This is a genomic window from Hephaestia caeni, from assembly GCF_003550065.1.
In the GTDB taxonomy this organism is placed as follows: domain Bacteria; phylum Pseudomonadota; class Alphaproteobacteria; order Sphingomonadales; family Sphingomonadaceae; genus Sphingomonas; species Sphingomonas caeni_A.
This window is the reverse complement of the sequence record NZ_QXDC01000002.1, coordinates 950381-966321: the sequence shown is the minus strand read 5'-3', so window position 1 is coordinate 966321 and position 15941 is coordinate 950381. Positions and strand designations below refer to the sequence as shown.

Here is a 15941-nt window from a genome sequence, read left to right as displayed (position 1 = left end):
CATTCTGCAGCAGTGACCCCGATCTGCGTATGGAGCGCGGTCGCCGTATTCGTTGCGATTGGGCGGATCGTCGGCGCGAAGCAAATTGACAATGTCCATCCATTTTGGACGCGATTTTTTGGTCAGGCATGGAAGAATGGGTGACGTTCGAAGGGGACGAGCCTGTCAAGGCAGTCGAGGAGCGCCTCATCGACGAGGTGAGTGATTCGATAAGGCGGCAGATCTCGCGAACTAAGGTGGTAGTCCGTCGGTCGCTAACCGGTTTGGCGAAGCAGGTGACGGGCGCCCGCAATCTTGACTTTGGGCCAGTCCTCGCCAAGCGTGACGAATTCAATCGCCCGACCTTTGCAGAGCTCTTCGACGGGGTAGACGAGAGTTTCGCTATCGGCAGCACCGACGATTATTGCCGAAAGGGCTCCTGCTTCAGAGATCACCGGCGCTCCAAGCGCTTGGGGTTCTGCGAGTGGGCGGTTCCGACCCCGGGTTACCAGACCGCAATAGGAATAGGCGAGCGTCGTGCCGAGGTCGGGTATGCGGACCTCATCCAGGTCACCGGCAACCCGTCCTTTGCGATTGAGGGTATGCCGGAGCGATTGCCGATTTGATGATCTCCGGTGTCCGCCCGGTTGCTCCGAATCTGGTTCATCGATCCAGCTGAGGTCGTTGAGCCTGCGCACGTTGAACGTGCCTTCATCCCAGATTCCCTTGCGAAAGTTGCGGACGGTGGCGAGTGGCTTGGCGTTCTCCCTGAGGTTGTTGAAAAGGGGTGTGGCCTCGAGGCGAATGACATGGAAGCCTAGGTTTGCGCTTCCCGGTCCAAGCACCGTTTCGGGAGGAACCAGGGTTCCCAGTGGAAGCCGCGACTTGCCGGGTCCTCGGATCAGCGTGCAGGCAACCTCGTCCTCGTTGGGCACGATATGGGAATGAGCGGTCAGCAGCACATAGAGATTGTCGTCGTCGACGTCTGCGCGCGTGATGATCGCGGAGATCATCATGCGGGCATCTCGATGCCCGGCGATGCCGATTTTTATGATCGTACCGAGGCGGAGCGCATTGCTCGCGTTTCGGCCGGGTTCTGCAAGGCCGCTACGCTTCGTCATCGGGAGGCCTATTGCGATGGATGTTCACGGGGCCAACTTTCACTGTAGTCGGACCTAGACGTAGAGGAAACAGGCGGAGCTGTTCGGCCTTCTTCCGATCGTCTGCGTCCAGTTCGATTCTTATCGGCCTAGCATTGGTGAAGCACTCATCGAGTATGATGGAACGCTTGATGATGAGATCGTAGGCCGAGGCGACGTGGTTGAGTTGGCGGTGGATTGCACGGCGCATCACCTCGAGGCGAACGCCTGATTTGCGCATCCCGTCTTTTGTCCAGCGGAAGATTGTCTGGTCATAGTCTTTCACGTCGGCCGCCGCAGAATGCTCAACGGCTTTTTCTTTCAGGGAGGTGAGTTCGGCCGGCGTGAGCAGGTCTGCAGCAGCGGGTTCAGCGCCATGCCTGACAATGACGCGATCGAACGCGCAGGGTGGATCGAGCGGTTCGCTGGCTCCGTCATTGGAGGCCATCATATGTTGTCCACCGCCATTGCGGAGCTCGCCTTTGACGCTTTTGACATATTTTCTGGGTCCATTGCTGAAATAGGCCAGCAGGAGCTTGTTTATGGGGGCGGCCGTAAACGAGTACGGACTCACGCTTTGGTAGAGAAGAGTGATCTCTCTGCTGGAGAGATGCTCGTGGGATCCCGCCAGTACGGACAACTTGTCTTCCGTTTCCTGGGCGAATTGCACCTTTCGGTAGAAGGCGCACGGATCCTCGCTATCGCGAGTGCCCGCTATCATTCTTGAGGTTCGTTCTGCTTCGACCTTTGCGACATCTTCCTTGAGCGGACTGTCAGACAAAGCAACCGCGAGCATGTGCGCGGCGCGTGTGACCCTGGTTCCAAGGATTGGCGAGAGGACATCAATGAGCCCGCCGTCGCCTGAGCCGCTGACGAGGATCGTATTGCCTTCGTCGGCGACTGCGTTCGGGGACCAGTAGCTAGGTGAGGGGAGCGTGCCGAAGCTACGCTCCGCTTTGAATCCTGTCGCGAGAACGGCGAGATCGGCCTCGATGGGCTCGCCATTTTCGAGTTCCACGGTGATCCCGTTTGCATCATGGCGAACCGCCGTCGCTCGGTCATGGATGAGGCTGACTTTGTCGGCGAATCCGTTGGCCCATTCCTTCTCCAGATCTTCGACGACCTTGTCGGCGGTTGCCTGAGCCCAGTTGAGGAACGGTAAGGCCGTTGCAGGTGTCGGATGTTGTGCGGGCCAAAAAATGATGTTGGGATGCAGTTCCCTATGGGCTGCGTTCCGATAGCGTTCGAATGGTGTGCGCCGGGCCTCGATGAGCCGAACGCTGGCGCCCAGGCTCGCGAAGCCGGCAGCGAGGGTGCGCCCGGCGATTCCAGCACCGACAACGCAGACGTTGCGCTTGCCGGGCGAGAGCTGCTTCGCCAAGGCTGCAACGAGCGCCAGCGCGCGCAGCTGTTGGGAGTAGAAGTTCTGCTGGGTAAGGAAGGGATTCAGGGCGTAGAGGGTATCGGAGATGCGGCATGCGCGTTCAACTTCCGATGCGAGTTTGTCATGCTCACTGTCCCCCATGGAAGTCCTTGCAGTTGGGTATAGTTGGACAAAGACGTCAGGCCTGCCGCTCGACGCGGCCATGCTCCCCTTTAGGTAGGACACAGGCCCGGCCTGATATTGGCAAAGAAAAATGGTCTTGCCGGTCGTGTTGCTTGAAGCGGCTCGCGGAAAGTTAGGAAGGCGTGTCTGGATAACTCCGCAGGCGGCTAGTTTCCGGCGGCTGCGATTGTAAGCCAGGCCGGGAAGGCGCCGAGAGCCAAATAGGCCCCGAACGGGATGGGTCGGTCGGTTGCGAAGTTTGGATCCCGCCAAAGGCGAATAGCGGCGATGGCCAGACCCAGTACGCTTGAGCTGAGCAAGACATAGGGAAGGGCGTACCAGCCCAGCCAAAAGCCGATGCCGCCGAACAGTTTTGGATCTCCTCCGCCTAGTCCCTCTCGGCCGCGCATCAGGCGATAGGCTTTTCTAACCGACCACAACGATCCAAAGCCGGCGAGACCACCCAGCAGGCTATCGGTGGGCGTCGGGCCCAGGCCAGCCAAGCTCGCGGCGAAGCCGGTGGCCGCAAGGCCAGCGGTCAGAGCATTGGGCAGAAGGAAGTGACGAATGTCGAGGGCGGCTAGCGCGAGAAGTTGCCATCCAAACAAGGCGCCTCCGATCGCTTGGGTGCCTGGCGCGGCTATGCCGGCAAGCAGGCCGATCAGACAGGCTGCTGTTTCTATCAATGGATGGATGGATTTGATTCGCGCATGGCATGTTCGGCAGCGAAATTGGAACGCTGCGGCACTTAATATTGGAACGAGCTCGAATGGTTTGAGGTTGCGTGCGCAGCTGTCGCATCGTGATCGGTCCAGAATGATTGGACTATCTGTTCGCCAGCGGACGATTGCTGTAGAGATGAAACTGCCTATCAACGCTCCGAGAATTCCGAGCGTCGCGGCCCATATGATGTCAGGTGATGGGTTGATCATGGGCGCGGCTCGTAGAATCGTATTATTTCTCTGGTATTGGGGTTTCGATATATTTCAGGACAGTGACAGATAGTCGCCAAGTTTCATGGATTGGTCGATCTTGTCTTGTTCCGGTTGACGCGGCCCAATGTATGGGCTTGCTTTCAGGTTGAGCGTGGCGTGGGCCACAGTGGGAGCGGGGACTGCCTATGTGCAAGAGCGAAACGGGCATCATTGTCGTTACGGCGCCGATGATGGGGAAGCCGCTAGCTGCGCGGCAAGCCGCCCCGTTCCTGCTATCGGCATCAAGGGCGGATGCCAGCGACTCAGTCGCTGGGCTTGGCTTTTGCTGTTCGAGTTCGGCTGGTGATGGCAGTGCTGTCGAGGGAGTGCGATTGTGTGACCCGGGCACAGGGGAGTGCAGGCAGGGTTTCGCGCATGTGTCGGGAACACTGGACGCGCCTTGTGTGAAACGGGATCGAGTTCTGGTTGATGGACCTTCGGATAGGGATGTTTATCTCTGGGACGAAGGTCTGCACCTGGAGATGGCCGCGGCGGATGCTTCCGAACCCGCAATGGGGGGCGAGGTGAGCAGTGTGGGAGCGGAGGACGACGCGGCCACGCTTGCGGCCGGGGTCCAGGTGATAATGCGTATGCGAAGTTTGCGGAGCAACTTCTTCGAGGAAACGCTCTTCGCAGATCCGGCGTGGGATATGATGCTGGACCTGATGGAGGCGCGGCTGCGCCGGACGAAGGTCTCGATATCGAGTCTATGCGCGGCTGGTCGCGTTCCGGCAACGACCGCGTTGCGTTGGGTCAAGACGTTGACGGAAAAGGGCATCCTCGTGCGTAGACCCGATGCCGGCGATCGACGACGCGTTTACGTCGAACTTTCCGACTCTGCCGCCGAGGCGATGATGGGTTGGCTTTCCGTTGCCAGGCAGCATCTGGTGCGCGCCGCGGCGTGACGCGGGGGCAGTTTGGGCGCCGCCGCAAGGATTTTGTTCTATCGTGAAGAAATCGTGGTGACTGCGGATTCCCCTAGGAGAGCAGGCGGGCCTCGTCGATTAGTTTGAATCAGTTACAGGGTGTTCATCGCTCCCTGGCCGAGCGCAAGGAGCGTGCGATCATGTCTCTGAGTCGCGTGTTGGGAGCTGACTCGTCGACCATCCTCGAGATGGGTCGTCAGGCGATCGCGACGGAGGCTGAGGCACTCAGGCTCCTCGCCTCTCTCGATGCGGAGTTTGTTGCTGCAGTCGAGCTGGTCCAGAACACAAAGGGTAGGCTGCTTGTTTGCGGTGTTGGCCGATCCGCGAGTATCGGTACGAAGCTGGTTGCTACTTTCGTCGCGACAGGAACACCGGCCTGCTCCCTCAATGCTGCCGAGGCGCTTCATGGAGGCGTCGGTCTCATGATGGCGGGCGATACGTTGCTGTTGCTGTCGAAATCCGGCGAGGCTCGCGAGTGCGGGTTGATCATTCGATGGGCAAAGGCGCTATCGATCCCCGTGATCGCCATCACATCAAATCGCGCATCGCTTGTGGCGCGGGAAGTGGACGTCGTCCTTCTTCTGCCGGCGCAGCCGGAAGTCTGCCCCTTTGGAAGTACATTGACGACATCCATGACAATGATGGGTGCGCTTGTGGATGCTCTCGCGATGGCCCTCGTCCGGATCAGAGGCATGACTGCGGGCGATCTTTACCGCCGCGGTCCCGGCGGTGGTTGCGGGCTCGATCTTTTGTTGGTCGATGATTTCATGCATCGAGACGATGCGTTGCCTCTGCTCCCTTCAGGTGCGTCGATGGAGGCCGCTCTGGATGTGATAGGCAGCAAAGGGTTCGGCGTGATGGGTATCGTCTCTGACGATGGCTGTTTGCTCGGGGTCGTTACTGATGGAGACATTCGTCGGAACGCAGGGCAACTATCGCGTGTGACTCCTGAGGCGATCATGACATCGCGGCCGCGCACACTTCGGTGCGGTGCCAACGCGCGGGAGGCACTGGCAACAATGTCACAGTCCCAGATCACGTCCTTGTTCGTTTTAGGAGACAATATCGCCCGGCAAGTGCGTGGGTTGGTCCATATCCACGATCTCCTGCGCCTCGGGATCGGATGATGCTTCGGGTCGTGGGCGGCACCGAACATGGTGGTCGGGATGCCGACGTGGCGATCATCATACCGGCGCGATACGGGTCAACGCGATTCCCGGGCAAGCCCCTCGTGGAACTGAGAGGCGCAGAGGGCAGCGCCAAGAGTCTCCTGCAAAGGAGTTGGGAGACGGCGTGCTTGGTAAGCGGTGCGGGAGAAGTTTGGATCGCAACCGATGATGTGCGAATCCAGGAAGCCGCGGCCCGGTTCGGGGCATCGGTGGTGCTCACGCCCACCGATTGCCTCAACGGCACCGAACGATGCTGCGCGGCGGTGGTTGCGGCCGGGCTCAAAGCGGATCTCATTATCAATTTTCAGGGCGATGCTCCGCTTACGCCGCCATTGGCGGTCGATGCACTGATCGAAACGATGCGAGAGGATCCAACCATCGGCGTTGGGACGGTTATGGTACGGAGCTCGTCGGTCGAGGCTGACTGCCTGCGGACCGACGAAAGGGTGGGTCGATTTCGCATGACGTCGGTCGTGTTCGACCGAAGGCTGAATGCGCTGTATTTCTCCAAGCGGGTAATTCCACATGTCGGGGCTCGCATGGATCGCCCGCCAGTTTATCTGCATCTAGAGGTGTATGGTTACCGTCGCGAGACCCTGTTGGCATATCGTGATCTAGAGCCGTCGGAATTCGAGCAGGCGGAGGGACTTGAGCAGCTTCGGTTCCTCGACGCGGGTATCCCGGTCCGGATGGTCGAGGTCGGGGCGCCGCCCGGCGGAATTTGGGAAGTCAACAGCCCTTCGGATGTGGTCGCGGTCGAGGCGGCATTGACGGAGCGTCACATCGACTGATCTGCATTCGGGATGCGGACACTTCGCTGGCAGGTCTTGATCAGTCGCGCGATGAAATGCGGAACCGATCGGCTTCTCACGCGGTACCCCCTACTGAAACAGCGCTTGCCCCGCCGCCGGCGTTCGCACGCGCCAAAATTGTGCGTCGGCTATTACCGTGCCGATCGCGATGCGCACCTCGGGTTCCGCTTCCCTTATGCGAGCCGCGCGCAGCGTCCGAATGGCACCCTCGAACGCACCGCGATCGAGAGCGGCGAGCCGCGCCGTGAAGATGCTTTCGCGTATCTGTCGCTGCATCGAGTCCTGGGGAACCGAGCGGAGCTCGCGCACCCATTGCTCTACCGGATCGCCGCGGACGATCGTCTTCTCTTGCGCTGCCAGCGCTGGAATAATCAGGTCTCGAAGCGCGGGATCGCGCAGGTGATCGCGTAGAATCTCGATGTCGTGTGCCGGCAGCTCCCGGCTCTGTCCGTAAAGGGCAAGAGCAGCCACCCACGGCCCATAGCCGACCACGACCGACATGCCTGGAAGTCCTGTGCCCGGGTCCGCCGGGTCATGTGGCGAGTAGGGTGGGGCTTTTCGTGCCTGGGCCTCCACCTTAGCCAGCATTCCTGGGGGGTCGAGCCTGTGTTTGCCGAGCGCGGCATACATCTCGGCGGTCGAGGTTGATTTGGGTGTGGTGTCGCGTGCGACCAGGTCGATCAGCCGATAGACAACAGCCCGGTCTTTTGTCGGCACTTGGCGCATTCCGTGCGCCAGGATGCGTGCAAGTTCGGAATCCATGAAGTCGCGTTCGGGCTTTACGGCGGCCATTCGTGTCTGGCCGAGCAGCCGCGCAACGATCGTGGGCGAAAGGGACTTTGTATCCCCGGCTGCGATCAGGTACCGCGAGAGATAAGGGTTCATCGAATTGCCGGCCTGTGCGAAGCGCGCATAGACTTGGTCGGTCATCGATTGCGCCGTTCGAGAGCCGTCGAGGCTTGTCATGATCGCGCGTAGCGCACGCTCCTGATCGGTATCGAATGGGTCGCCTCTGAAGCTTTCAAGCGCATGCGCGGCGGCCGCCGAGGCGGCAGCGGGATCGGGGATTTGCCCGACGGCGCTATCCAGAATGTTTGAATAGCCCATCGCTGACAGCGCCTTGATCGTTGCGGTCGAACCGGAGTCCAGGGCGGGCATACCGCGATCCTTCCTTGCGCGAACAATGACGGCGAGCACGCCGGCCACTGCATTGCGCACTGTGGCTCGCGCGTCGCGGCCACGTTGTGCGTCGGTGTTGTGAGCGAGCCATTCTTGGGTCGCCTTAGCGAATCGCAGATACACCGGCATCGTGCGAACGGGATCGATCGCGGCTGAATAGTCCAGTGCGCTTGCGAAAGCCTCCATGTCGCCGACCGATCGGTCGAGCACGTTGAAATCGAGCTTGTCCGGATTGAACGGTGTGAGCAGAGGCTCCTCAAAATCGACCGGCAGGTGCTTGAGGATCGCGTCGAGCTCGATCGGCTGGGACCGTGCCATCGCGGACCATGCCGCAGCTGCTATGTCGGAGGGCAGCGAGAATTCGTTCAAGACGTTGCTCGCGGCCGAGCCTCGTGTGCCGAGGAGCACCTCGTAACGCGCGGCGGCGCTTGGCTCCAGGCCCGCTGCTACGGTTTCGTACCAAGAGCGGTATCCATCCGCGGTGAGATGCGTCCAGACGCCTGTCGTGTATCCGCCTTCCAGGGGTCGCGAAGCCGCCGGATTGGCCGAAAGGTCCCGGACGTTGATGCCAGTATCTACTCGCACGTCTGGAAGAAAGCGAAAGACGGGTTCCAGCCAGCGCGTGCCGCGGTGCACCGTCAGCGACCCACTTGCATCGGGCTCAACATAGTAGAGCATTGTGTACGAGAAACAGAGCAGCGCGCCGATCCCGGCAGCCACCCCCAGGCCGATCTGCCGGACACGTCGTAGGGCGGTGCCGAGGGCGGTCTGTTCGTTCAGCCGTCGGGCCGTGCGCCCAACAGGCAAGGTTACGGTGGCGGATGAGACGCCACCCTTCACAGGCTCCTGAATCTGACCTTTGGTCGTGAAGACATAGAGTGGGACCTGGTCGCAGATTACCGGGAACAGTTCCCCGTCGACGTCGAGGACGTCCCGTACGCCGCCCAATTTCGTGGAACTGCCGGTGTTCAGGAGATCGAGCAGATGTGCGGTGAAAACACCATGCTGGGCGCCTTCATCCTCCCATGTCCGCTGCGTCTCGCGTGAAGAAGCCATATACAGACGCGCCATGTCGGTGCCGAGGCGGGAAAAGAACTCCATCCGGCCAACGATGCCCTCTGCAAAGCAACAATCGAGGATGACTACAGTTCGCTTCGCCGGCGTTGCCGTCAGCAGCGCATCGAGGGCGGTGGGCGCCAGAAGCTGATAGCTGCTTTGGTCGGCCTCAGGCTGGCACAGGAAGCCGGCGAGTTCGCCGTCGACGAGCCCGTGTCCCGACAGGAATACGAACAGCAGCTCGAACGGTCCCGATTTCTGAAGCTCGGTAAAGCCACGCCCGATCCCGGCGATGGTGGCGTTCTGTTCGTCAATCCGGACGATGCGGGCACGGTCCTCTGTGGGCCAGCAGGTCTGTAGGTATCGCGCGACGGCATCCGCATCCGTGGTCGCGAAGGCGAGAGGCGGAAACTGGTCCTGACGCGGATAAGCGTAGTTGCCGATGCCGACGACGAGGGCGCCGGTTTCGATCACCAGGTGAAGAAACGGCGAACTGTCGGGGCCGGGTTGAGGACTACATTCTTCGCGCCGCCCTTCTCCGGAACGCTCGTCACCAACTTCTGCAAAATCAGTGGCGCTGACAGCCCCACGTGCAGCGCCAGCATTCCCTCGGCATGTTCGCCGAAATACAGCCAGGAAATCAGTCCACCTGTGAGGATCATCGCGGCGGTGATGCCCCAGTAGAATGCGCTTTTGACGTACTCCGGAAACTGCGCCTCCTGGCGGAGATTCCACCAGTGGAAGAGTTCCGCGAGAGCACCGCCCGCGCACCCGACACCGAAGATCGCCCAACTGCCGTCGATGGTCATTTTGCCCTCCTCTACACTGCTGCTGGGCAGCTCAACTGATGGAAATATTGTCTTTGGTGGCGATCAGCAGGATATAGTCGGCGTCAGCGCCATGTTCGTTGCTGTACCAATATTGGGACTGGCTGCCTGGCTTCATCAGTTCGATGATGTCGGGCTTGTCGATACGGATAACCTTGTACCCGTCTGCAACATAGCTTCCCGCATGTTGATCGGCCTGGCCCGGATCAACAAATGCCATGACCCGTGTAATACCCATACTATGTCTCCTGCGTGCCGGGCCCCAGGGGGCACTAGTCGGTCCATTTGGCTAGAGCGGCTTCCAATTGTTGCTGTCCGTTCGGGACACCGAATTTGCTGTCCACATCGCTTCGATAGGGGTCATTGTTCTCGTCGGCGAGGAAGGCAACACACGCCGCTTTGGTGTTGCAAACCATCGCCAGTCGAAAGGTGGTTCCCAATGCGGCCTCGAATGCCTGGAGTCGGCTGGAGAACTCGTTTTCGGGGACACTGTTGATCCGCTTCAGCAGTTCGTGTTTGAAGCCACGATAGAAACTGGCCTGCGTGGCGCCTTGTAGGAAGGTTTGGAGGTCGTCGATCCTGAGCGCAGCGAGCCCCTGGAGCTGCTGATCCGCGCGTTGCTTTTCGAGAAGCAAGGCGAGACAAGTCCGCAGTATTTGAGGTTCGTTGGCAAACGCCGAGGCGCTGGGATCGCTCAAATAGCCGAGGCAGAACATCAGCGGTTCGTTGAGGTCGGACCATTGCACGATACGCTCAACCGCAGAGGAAACCGTCGCCAGATTTGTCGCGTTAATGTCCGCCTGTGTGACGCCGCCGCCTTGGAAATTGCTTCCAGCCGAGGTGCTGGCCGTCGTTGCCGTTACCAGATCTTTGGCCAAGGCAACCACATCATCCAGACCCTTTTGCGCGCTGGCCACAGCTTCGTCTTTGCTCGCCAACGTGGCCTTGAGTGCCGTGCATTGTGCTTCGTTGGCGTTGTCTCCGGTGGAGCAGGCCCCATCCTTTTCGGAGTCCGTTACCGCCTTCTTGGCGGCTGCCTGTTCCGCCTTGGCCGTCTCAAGTCGCTGGATGTAGTCGGTCAGCAGCTTGGCGGCTTTTTCTCCTGAAAGGATGCTGGCGGCGGTCGCAGCTGGAGACAGGACGGTGGATTTTGGGCGCACCGCGCCGGTCAGTTGCTCGATCGCCAAGAACGCGATCATCGATTTTTGATCCCGCGCCGCCTGAACGACAAACTGTGCCCTGCTGATTGCTCCCGACGCATACCGTTCGCAGGTCCGATAGAAGGCTTCGCGGATCATATTGATCGTTTGCGTTCGCTCGATTGTACCGGCTGTCTCGGTGGATGCGATACTCAGTGCCCCGCCGGACTTGTCGCCTTTGGCACCCGCACTTGTCGCAAACGCACTAAACACGTCAGGCGCGGCTTCAGCGCACATGCGCCAACTCGTCGGCCTGCCCGGATCCTGTTCCGGCATGGCTAGGAGATGTCGCTGTTTGGCGTCGACCATGATGACGATTGCATCGGCCTCGTCCTTGCTTCCACTTGGAAGCCTGTCGACGCGGTGAATGCTGTTGAAATTAGCGCAACCCGCCAGCGAAAGGCTGGCCAGGCAGAAAAGCGCAAGCGACTTCAGCCGCGCGAATCCTTGAATCGCCCCCATCTCATTGCCCCCTTCAAATCAATGGAGCAGCGAAGCTGAACCGATATTCGGCGGATGCCTAGAAAAAAATTGGTGCCGATATGGTTCAGTTCTATCGTTCTCCATTAAAACTCCCTGTTATCAATGAGTATCCGTCTAATTGGCGACGTATGGAAATGCGTAAACGAGTGACGGGTCGCGACAGATAGGCCGACCATCGGTCGCTTTCGCTTACTCGAATAGTGCTGCTGGACTTGGTTAGTATTGATAGGAAGCATCGTCGGCGCAGAGACGGGCCGGTAGGTATCGGGCAGGCGCCACGTCAGAATTCGGCAAGCCCTTGTGCGAGCGCGAGCACGACGGCGCGAAGTTTCGAGGGTGCGCCCAGCTTGTCTGACGCGTTGCGCAAGTGATACTCGACTGTCCTCTCCGAAATGCCGAGGTCTTTCCCGCTTTGCGCGATGGTCTTGCCCACGGCGGCCAGGCGGAGGCATTGGATCTCGCGCTTCGACAGCCGGGGCACCCAGTCTGCAACCGATACGAGCTGCTTTGCTTTGGCGTGAAAATGAGCCGCGGTGAATGCCAGTTCCGGTGCGTAGAGCTCGACGAGGTTTCGTGAACCAGCCTCATCGTTTCCGAACATGCTAATGTAGGCTGGTCCATGCGCACTGTCCTGGACGGGCAGGGCAATACCGGCGGCGACGCCGCGCATTCGCTCATTCTCGAGCCAGATGCGCTGGATCGGGTCGATGCCGGTCAAGGTTCGCGTCGAATAGGCAAAGGGGGCGAAGGCTGTTCGTGCCTGGACCGCACACGGATCTCGGGCGAGCCAGTCATCGGCATCCGGCGTGTCGTGCGGCGAGGTCGTGAAGAAGCGGATTGGCTGTTGCGAGTTCGTTCCGGAGGAGGCTGTGCAAACGATTCCTATATGGACATAGCGGGCACCGTAGAAGCCTAGGAGTCGGGCATAGGCCAAGAGGCAGTCTCGCAGGTCCGACGTGGTTCGGCAGCTCTTTATGGTCTTGAGGATATCCGGGTGGTGGCCGGCTGTGGGGCGCAACAAAAAGGCGCTGGTTTCAGCGCTCCCGGTATCCTGCTCCTTGGCCGGCTTGTGGGCAAACATGAAACCCCCAATAGTTCCTCTTCTAAGGGACACTTGGAGGCGGCATTCTGGCAAGAAAAAGTTGTTACATTTCAAAGACTCAATGTAACATAACTGCAATATTCTGTTCTCAGCTCAAGATCACCACTCGACCTGGCAAGCGGGTGATTGTCGCACCGACGGCCAGTTCCGCCTGGCTGAAGAAGTCGTCGAGCCGGTCGATATGATAGGTTCCGCTGAGCCGGCGCGTGCCAAGTGCGCTGTTGGTGAGGACGATCCGGCCCGGGCGGTAGCGATTGATCTCGTCGATGACCTGACGCATCGGCATGTTCTGGAAGATCAGCGTTCCGGACTGCCATGCGGTAAGGATGGCCGTATTGACCTGGGCGGTGACGGCGCCAATGCCGTCGTCATTGTACCGCACTTCCTCGGAAGCGAGAAGCTGGCGCCGTTCGCCCGACCAATGGACCTGAACCTCTCCAGAGAGACAGGTGATGCAAGTTTCCTGCGGAGTGTGGCGGGCGCTGAACTGCCCACTTTTGCCTATGCTGGTGCCTTTGCCGGCGACCAGGGCAGCGCTGCCGGATTGGCCACTGGTCAGTACGGCTTCGCCACTGATCAGCTCGACGGCAGGCATCGGCAGGTCACTACGCAGATTGATGGCAGTGCGCGTATTGAGCGCGACGGTAGCCCCGTCCTCCAGACGAACGACAAGGCGTTCGCCGGTGCCCGTGCGGTATTTCGCATTGAGTTCCGCAATCGACGGAACCATGTCCATGGATCGCCCGACGATCAGAACGCCGCCGGCGACGGAGGCGGCAACAGCGCCGCCTATGAACGCGCGCCTTGACAGGCGGCCACTTCGGGCCTGCGCGAAATCAACGACATTGTCGGCGGTTTCGATGCTCTGTGGTTCCTCGACGCCTTCGGCGATGCGGACAAGGCGGCGAAGCTTCAGGGCTGAGTGGAAGGCCGCCTCATGGGCAGGGCTTTGGTCGCGCCATGCGGCGATTTCGGCCGCGTCCTTCTGCGTGGCGTCACCCGACAGAAGACGATTGAGATGGTCGAGCCCCTCCAGTCGGAGGCGCGCCAGCTCAGCATCGGTCCATCTCGTCGTTCCGCTCATCCTAACAGGCCAGCCAATAGCTCGGACATGAGCGCCGCACATCGTGACATGCTTGCGCTCCTCTACTTAGATGACACTTGGGACAGCTGATCTTGCAACGCTTCCACTGAAAAAACTTCCGTCGCCTCGTGCAGATGCCGCGTCGCCAGGAGCACTTCGTGACGGATCGTGCGCTCAGATACGGTGTATTCCAACGCGAGTTCCTTGTATGTTGCGCCTTCGATCCAGACGCGTTTCATAATGGCACGACGGCGCGGCGGAAGCTTCTGCAATGCTCGTTCGACGGCGGCAAGTTCCGATCTTGCTTCGGCGTGTCGAAGCGGATCGGGCGCATCGTCCGGGAGATCGATCATGAGAGTAACTTCGGCCGCCGAGAGATGTTTCCTTTCGGCGCGCGCGCTATTGCTTGCGATGTTTAGCGCCATCGACATGAGGTAGGATTTCGGGTTGCGGACCTCGTCGGCGATCTCGGTGCGGCGAAGCCGCATGTAGGTGTCGTGGAGAGCTTCCTGGGCGAGATCGACCGAGCCGAGGCGACCAGCGAGTCGTCGTTTCAGATCGGGATATGCTGAGATCAGCAAGGCCATGAGGACCTCGCGCGGGGTGCCAGTCACGCGGTGAGCTCGTCGGGCCTGATTAAGGTAGGGCGGAAGATGGTTGCATCCTCTGATTGGCGCCTAGCAATGCAACTTGCAGTAGCGACGAGTCGATTTCGATTACAAAATCCATGCGTGCGGGAAGGGACGGAGGAATCGGCGGAAGAGGCTGGGCACGGTCGAGGGCGGCCAGAGCAGCATTGTCGAGCATCTCGGAGCCCGAGCTTCGTTGCACCCAGCTTTCGAGGACTTTGCCGCGGCGATCGAGACGGAAGGCGAGATAGGTAACGCCGGCCAGACGGAGCCGCTTTGCTTCGCTCGGATAACGGCTGTGCCGGGCGACCACCTCGTATAGACGGCGTTGGTACTCGTCGAGATCGGCGGCTGTGGTCGCTGCGGCCAGCCCCCCGCCATCTTCCGATGCCATTGCTGCGGACTCGTTGGCTGACGGGGCAGCCTCTGCCACCGTGTTCATAGAAGGGCCGACTGAAGCTGCAGCGGCGAGCGCCTTTGTCTTCTCTATTCCGGACTGTGCAGCCGGCTCGCCTGCGCGGGGTCGGTTCGAAGATCGATCCGAGTCGCCCATGCCGTCCAAGGGAACGAGGTCAATGACCATCACGGTTTTGGGTTCAGGGGATGGTTTGGACGCGGGCGTCGTGTTTGAGCTGGCCCAGATCAAGCCTCCGACGACAGCGACGTGCCCGAAACACGAGGCCGTGAGGCCCATGATATCGATTCGGCTCGGATTGGACATGGGCACTCACATAAAAGAGAGTCGGTTTAGTCGCTATCTATACCACTCTGTTAGTCTGCTTTGTGACATGCATCAGGAGCATCGGAATCCCGCTAGGGATTCCCCGAGCGGATGCGTGACGCCCCTAGGTTAATGAGTCGTCGATAGTCATGCGTGACAAAGGCGATTCTTCGATGCCTGCATTGGATGCCCAAAATTTCAGTCGGTTCTTGTTGCGCGATTGGAGGATCGCCGAGTTGCCGTGGTCCCCGCACTGTCTTTCCGTGAAAGGAAGTTGGCTGCCCGCGGGCGAATCGGGACGTGCTTTCGTCCTCTTCGATGTTGGCTGAGCAAGCATCATGGCGGTCATCCTTCCCTTCGAACGCCGTAGCGGCCTGCCTGAAGAGGAAGCCGCCATTGGAGTATCGCTACTCAAATTGGCTGACTCGTATGGCCTGTACAGTGGCGTCTATCTGCATTTCGGCCACGCGCGCGGCGGTGTGGTCCGGTCGATCGCGTCTACACCGATTGCGCGACGGCAGTATGTCGATCTCATTGCCGGCAGTACCCTGGTGATGCAGGCGCTGGTCGCGCATCGCCCCTTCGCTTGGTCGAGCAGTGAGGTTCGCTTTTCCCGGCGCCCCGAGACCGAGCATGTGGGGATCGCCGTGCCGGTTCAGGATCATGTGAATGGGCCAGGGCTTGTTGCCCTGATCGGTACTGGGATTGACGCAGCACGGCGGGTGGTAAGCGAACATGGTCCTTCGCTTTCCTGGGCGGCAACGGATGTTCATGTAGCGGCGCTCGGCGCGATTCGGGCGGGCCGTAGTGCAGCACCGACATCGCGCGAAATGGAGTGTCTGCGCTTGGCCGCTGAGGGCATGACAGTGGTGGCGACCGCGCGGGAGCTTAACATTGCCGGGCGCACGGTGGAGTTCCACTTGCGCAATATTTTCGACAAGCTCGGGGCGACGAGCAAGGTGAACGCCGTCGCTATTGCGGCGAGCAGGGGGTTGTTCCGCTGTGACCCTCCGGGAGGAGACCGGCTCGAGCCGGTAGCGTGAGCGTTACGCGGGCGTAAGGAACAGCTTTCTTGGAGGTGCCGCACGCCTCCGGGTGATGCGGGCGCCTCGTTCG

15 protein-coding genes are annotated in these 15941 nt (G+C 60.2%); 4 read left to right on the top strand and 11 right to left on the bottom strand.

Features of this window, described 5'->3' with window-relative positions; all coding sequences use genetic code 11:
* Window positions 1-254: 254 nt before the first annotated feature.
* The 3 genes from DFR49_RS21625 to DFR49_RS04400 all read right to left on the bottom strand — a co-directional run bounded on the left by DFR49_RS21625 (window position 255) and on the right by DFR49_RS04400 (window position 3596).
* The gene (locus DFR49_RS21625; RefSeq protein WP_147373642.1) at window positions 255-1100 is read right to left on the bottom strand and encodes a hypothetical protein; all 846 of its coding nucleotides are present in this window, start codon (window positions 1098-1100) and stop codon (window positions 255-257) included.
* The gene (locus tag DFR49_RS04405; protein ID WP_119034575.1) at window positions 1087-2643 is read right to left on the bottom strand and encodes an FAD-dependent oxidoreductase; all 1557 of its coding nucleotides are present in this window, start codon (window positions 2641-2643) and stop codon (window positions 1087-1089) included. Before DFR49_RS04405 ends, DFR49_RS21625 begins: the two co-directional genes overlap by 14 nt.
* A gap of 188 nt (window positions 2644-2831) precedes the next feature.
* Window positions 2832-3596, bottom strand: a complete 765-nt coding sequence (locus tag DFR49_RS04400; protein ID WP_119034574.1) for a prepilin peptidase — start codon at window positions 3594-3596, stop codon at window positions 2832-2834.
* 446 nt (window positions 3597-4042) lie between these two features.
* Between DFR49_RS04400 and DFR49_RS04395 the strand changes: the two genes are divergently transcribed.
* The 3 genes from DFR49_RS04395 to DFR49_RS04385 all read left to right on the top strand — a co-directional run bounded on the left by DFR49_RS04395 (window position 4043) and on the right by DFR49_RS04385 (window position 6524).
* On the top strand, window positions 4043-4543 hold the full coding sequence (locus DFR49_RS04395; protein ID WP_170150921.1) for a winged helix DNA-binding protein: 501 nt from the start codon (window positions 4043-4045) through the stop codon (window positions 4541-4543).
* Between the two features lie 161 nt (window positions 4544-4704).
* Entirely contained in the window at window positions 4705-5691 is a 987-nt protein-coding gene (locus tag DFR49_RS04390; RefSeq protein ID WP_245968234.1) for an SIS domain-containing protein, read from the top strand.
* Entirely contained in the window at window positions 5688-6524 is an 837-nt protein-coding gene (locus DFR49_RS04385; protein WP_245968233.1) for a 3-deoxy-manno-octulosonate cytidylyltransferase, read from the top strand. The genes DFR49_RS04390 and DFR49_RS04385 overlap by 4 nt, the downstream gene beginning before the upstream one ends.
* Before the next feature lie 90 nt (window positions 6525-6614).
* Here the strand turns inward: DFR49_RS04385 and DFR49_RS04380 are convergent, their stop codons facing one another.
* The 8 genes from DFR49_RS04380 to DFR49_RS22190 form a co-directional block, all read right to left on the bottom strand.
* Complete coding sequence (locus tag DFR49_RS04380; protein WP_170150920.1) at window positions 6615-9254, bottom strand: caspase family protein; 2640 nt, start codon at window positions 9252-9254, stop codon at window positions 6615-6617.
* Window positions 9251-9589 (bottom strand): hypothetical protein, encoded by a 339-nt coding sequence (locus tag DFR49_RS21845; protein WP_170150919.1) that lies wholly within the window; start codon window positions 9587-9589, stop codon window positions 9251-9253. Before DFR49_RS21845 ends, DFR49_RS04380 begins: the two co-directional genes overlap by 4 nt.
* Before the next feature lie 31 nt (window positions 9590-9620).
* Window positions 9621-9845, bottom strand: coding sequence for a hypothetical protein (locus DFR49_RS04375; RefSeq protein WP_147373641.1), 225 nt, complete (start codon window positions 9843-9845; stop codon window positions 9621-9623).
* A 34-nt stretch (window positions 9846-9879) separates the two neighbouring features.
* Window positions 9880-11268 (bottom strand): hypothetical protein, encoded by a 1389-nt coding sequence (locus tag DFR49_RS04370; RefSeq protein ID WP_119034570.1) that lies wholly within the window; start codon window positions 11266-11268, stop codon window positions 9880-9882.
* Between the two features lie 301 nt (window positions 11269-11569).
* A complete protein-coding gene (locus tag DFR49_RS04365) occupies window positions 11570-12370 on the bottom strand; it encodes a helix-turn-helix transcriptional regulator (RefSeq protein WP_119034569.1) in 801 nt (266 codons plus the stop codon).
* Window positions 12371-12479: 109 nt separating this feature from the next.
* Window positions 12480-13475, bottom strand: coding sequence for a FecR family protein (locus DFR49_RS04360; protein WP_119034568.1), 996 nt, complete (start codon window positions 13473-13475; stop codon window positions 12480-12482).
* 62 nt (window positions 13476-13537) lie between these two features.
* Entirely contained in the window at window positions 13538-14062 is a 525-nt protein-coding gene (locus DFR49_RS04355; RefSeq protein ID WP_119034567.1) for an RNA polymerase sigma factor, read from the bottom strand.
* 49 nt (window positions 14063-14111) lie between these two features.
* A complete protein-coding gene (locus DFR49_RS22190) occupies window positions 14112-14498 on the bottom strand; it encodes an energy transducer TonB (protein WP_245968232.1) in 387 nt (128 codons plus the stop codon).
* Window positions 14499-15163: 665 nt separating this feature from the next.
* Between DFR49_RS22190 and DFR49_RS04345 the strand changes: the two genes are divergently transcribed.
* Window positions 15164-15868: a response regulator transcription factor gene (locus tag DFR49_RS04345; protein ID WP_119034566.1), complete on the top strand. Its 705-nt coding sequence runs from the start codon at window positions 15164-15166 to the stop codon at window positions 15866-15868.
* Window positions 15869-15941 lie beyond the last annotated feature (73 nt).

Bases quoted from the DNA above. Each gene is read 5' to 3' on its own strand.
- DFR49_RS22190 (WP_245968232.1), bottom strand. From the start codon at position 14,498: ATGGCATCGGAAGATGGCGGGGGGCTGGCCGCAGCGACCACAGCCGCC.
- DFR49_RS04375 (WP_147373641.1), bottom strand. From the start codon at position 9,845: ATGGGTATTACACGGGTCATGGCATTTGTTGATCCGGGCCAGGCCGAT.
- DFR49_RS21845 (WP_170150919.1), bottom strand. From the start codon at position 9,589: ATGACCATCGACGGCAGTTGGGCGATCTTCGGTGTCGGGTGCGCGGGC.
- DFR49_RS04345 (WP_119034566.1), top strand. From the start codon at position 15,164: ATGGCGGTCATCCTTCCCTTCGAACGCCGTAGCGGCCTGCCTGAAGAG.
- DFR49_RS04360 (WP_119034568.1), bottom strand. From the start codon at position 13,475: ATGAGCGGAACGACGAGATGGACCGATGCTGAGCTGGCGCGCCTCCGA.
- DFR49_RS04390 (WP_245968234.1), top strand. From the start codon at position 4,705: ATGTCTCTGAGTCGCGTGTTGGGAGCTGACTCGTCGACCATCCTCGAG.
- DFR49_RS04385 (WP_245968233.1), top strand. From the start codon at position 5,688: ATGATGCTTCGGGTCGTGGGCGGCACCGAACATGGTGGTCGGGATGCC.
- DFR49_RS04405 (WP_119034575.1), bottom strand. From the start codon at position 2,643: ATGGGGGACAGTGAGCATGACAAACTCGCATCGGAAGTTGAACGCGCA.
- DFR49_RS04365 (WP_119034569.1), bottom strand. From the start codon at position 12,370: ATGTTTGCCCACAAGCCGGCCAAGGAGCAGGATACCGGGAGCGCTGAA.
- DFR49_RS04355 (WP_119034567.1), bottom strand. From the start codon at position 14,062: ATGGCCTTGCTGATCTCAGCATATCCCGATCTGAAACGACGACTCGCT.
- DFR49_RS04370 (WP_119034570.1), bottom strand. From the start codon at position 11,268: ATGGGGGCGATTCAAGGATTCGCGCGGCTGAAGTCGCTTGCGCTTTTC.
- DFR49_RS04400 (WP_119034574.1), bottom strand. From the start codon at position 3,596: ATGATCAACCCATCACCTGACATCATATGGGCCGCGACGCTCGGAATT.
- DFR49_RS21625 (WP_147373642.1), bottom strand. From the start codon at position 1,100: ATGACGAAGCGTAGCGGCCTTGCAGAACCCGGCCGAAACGCGAGCAAT.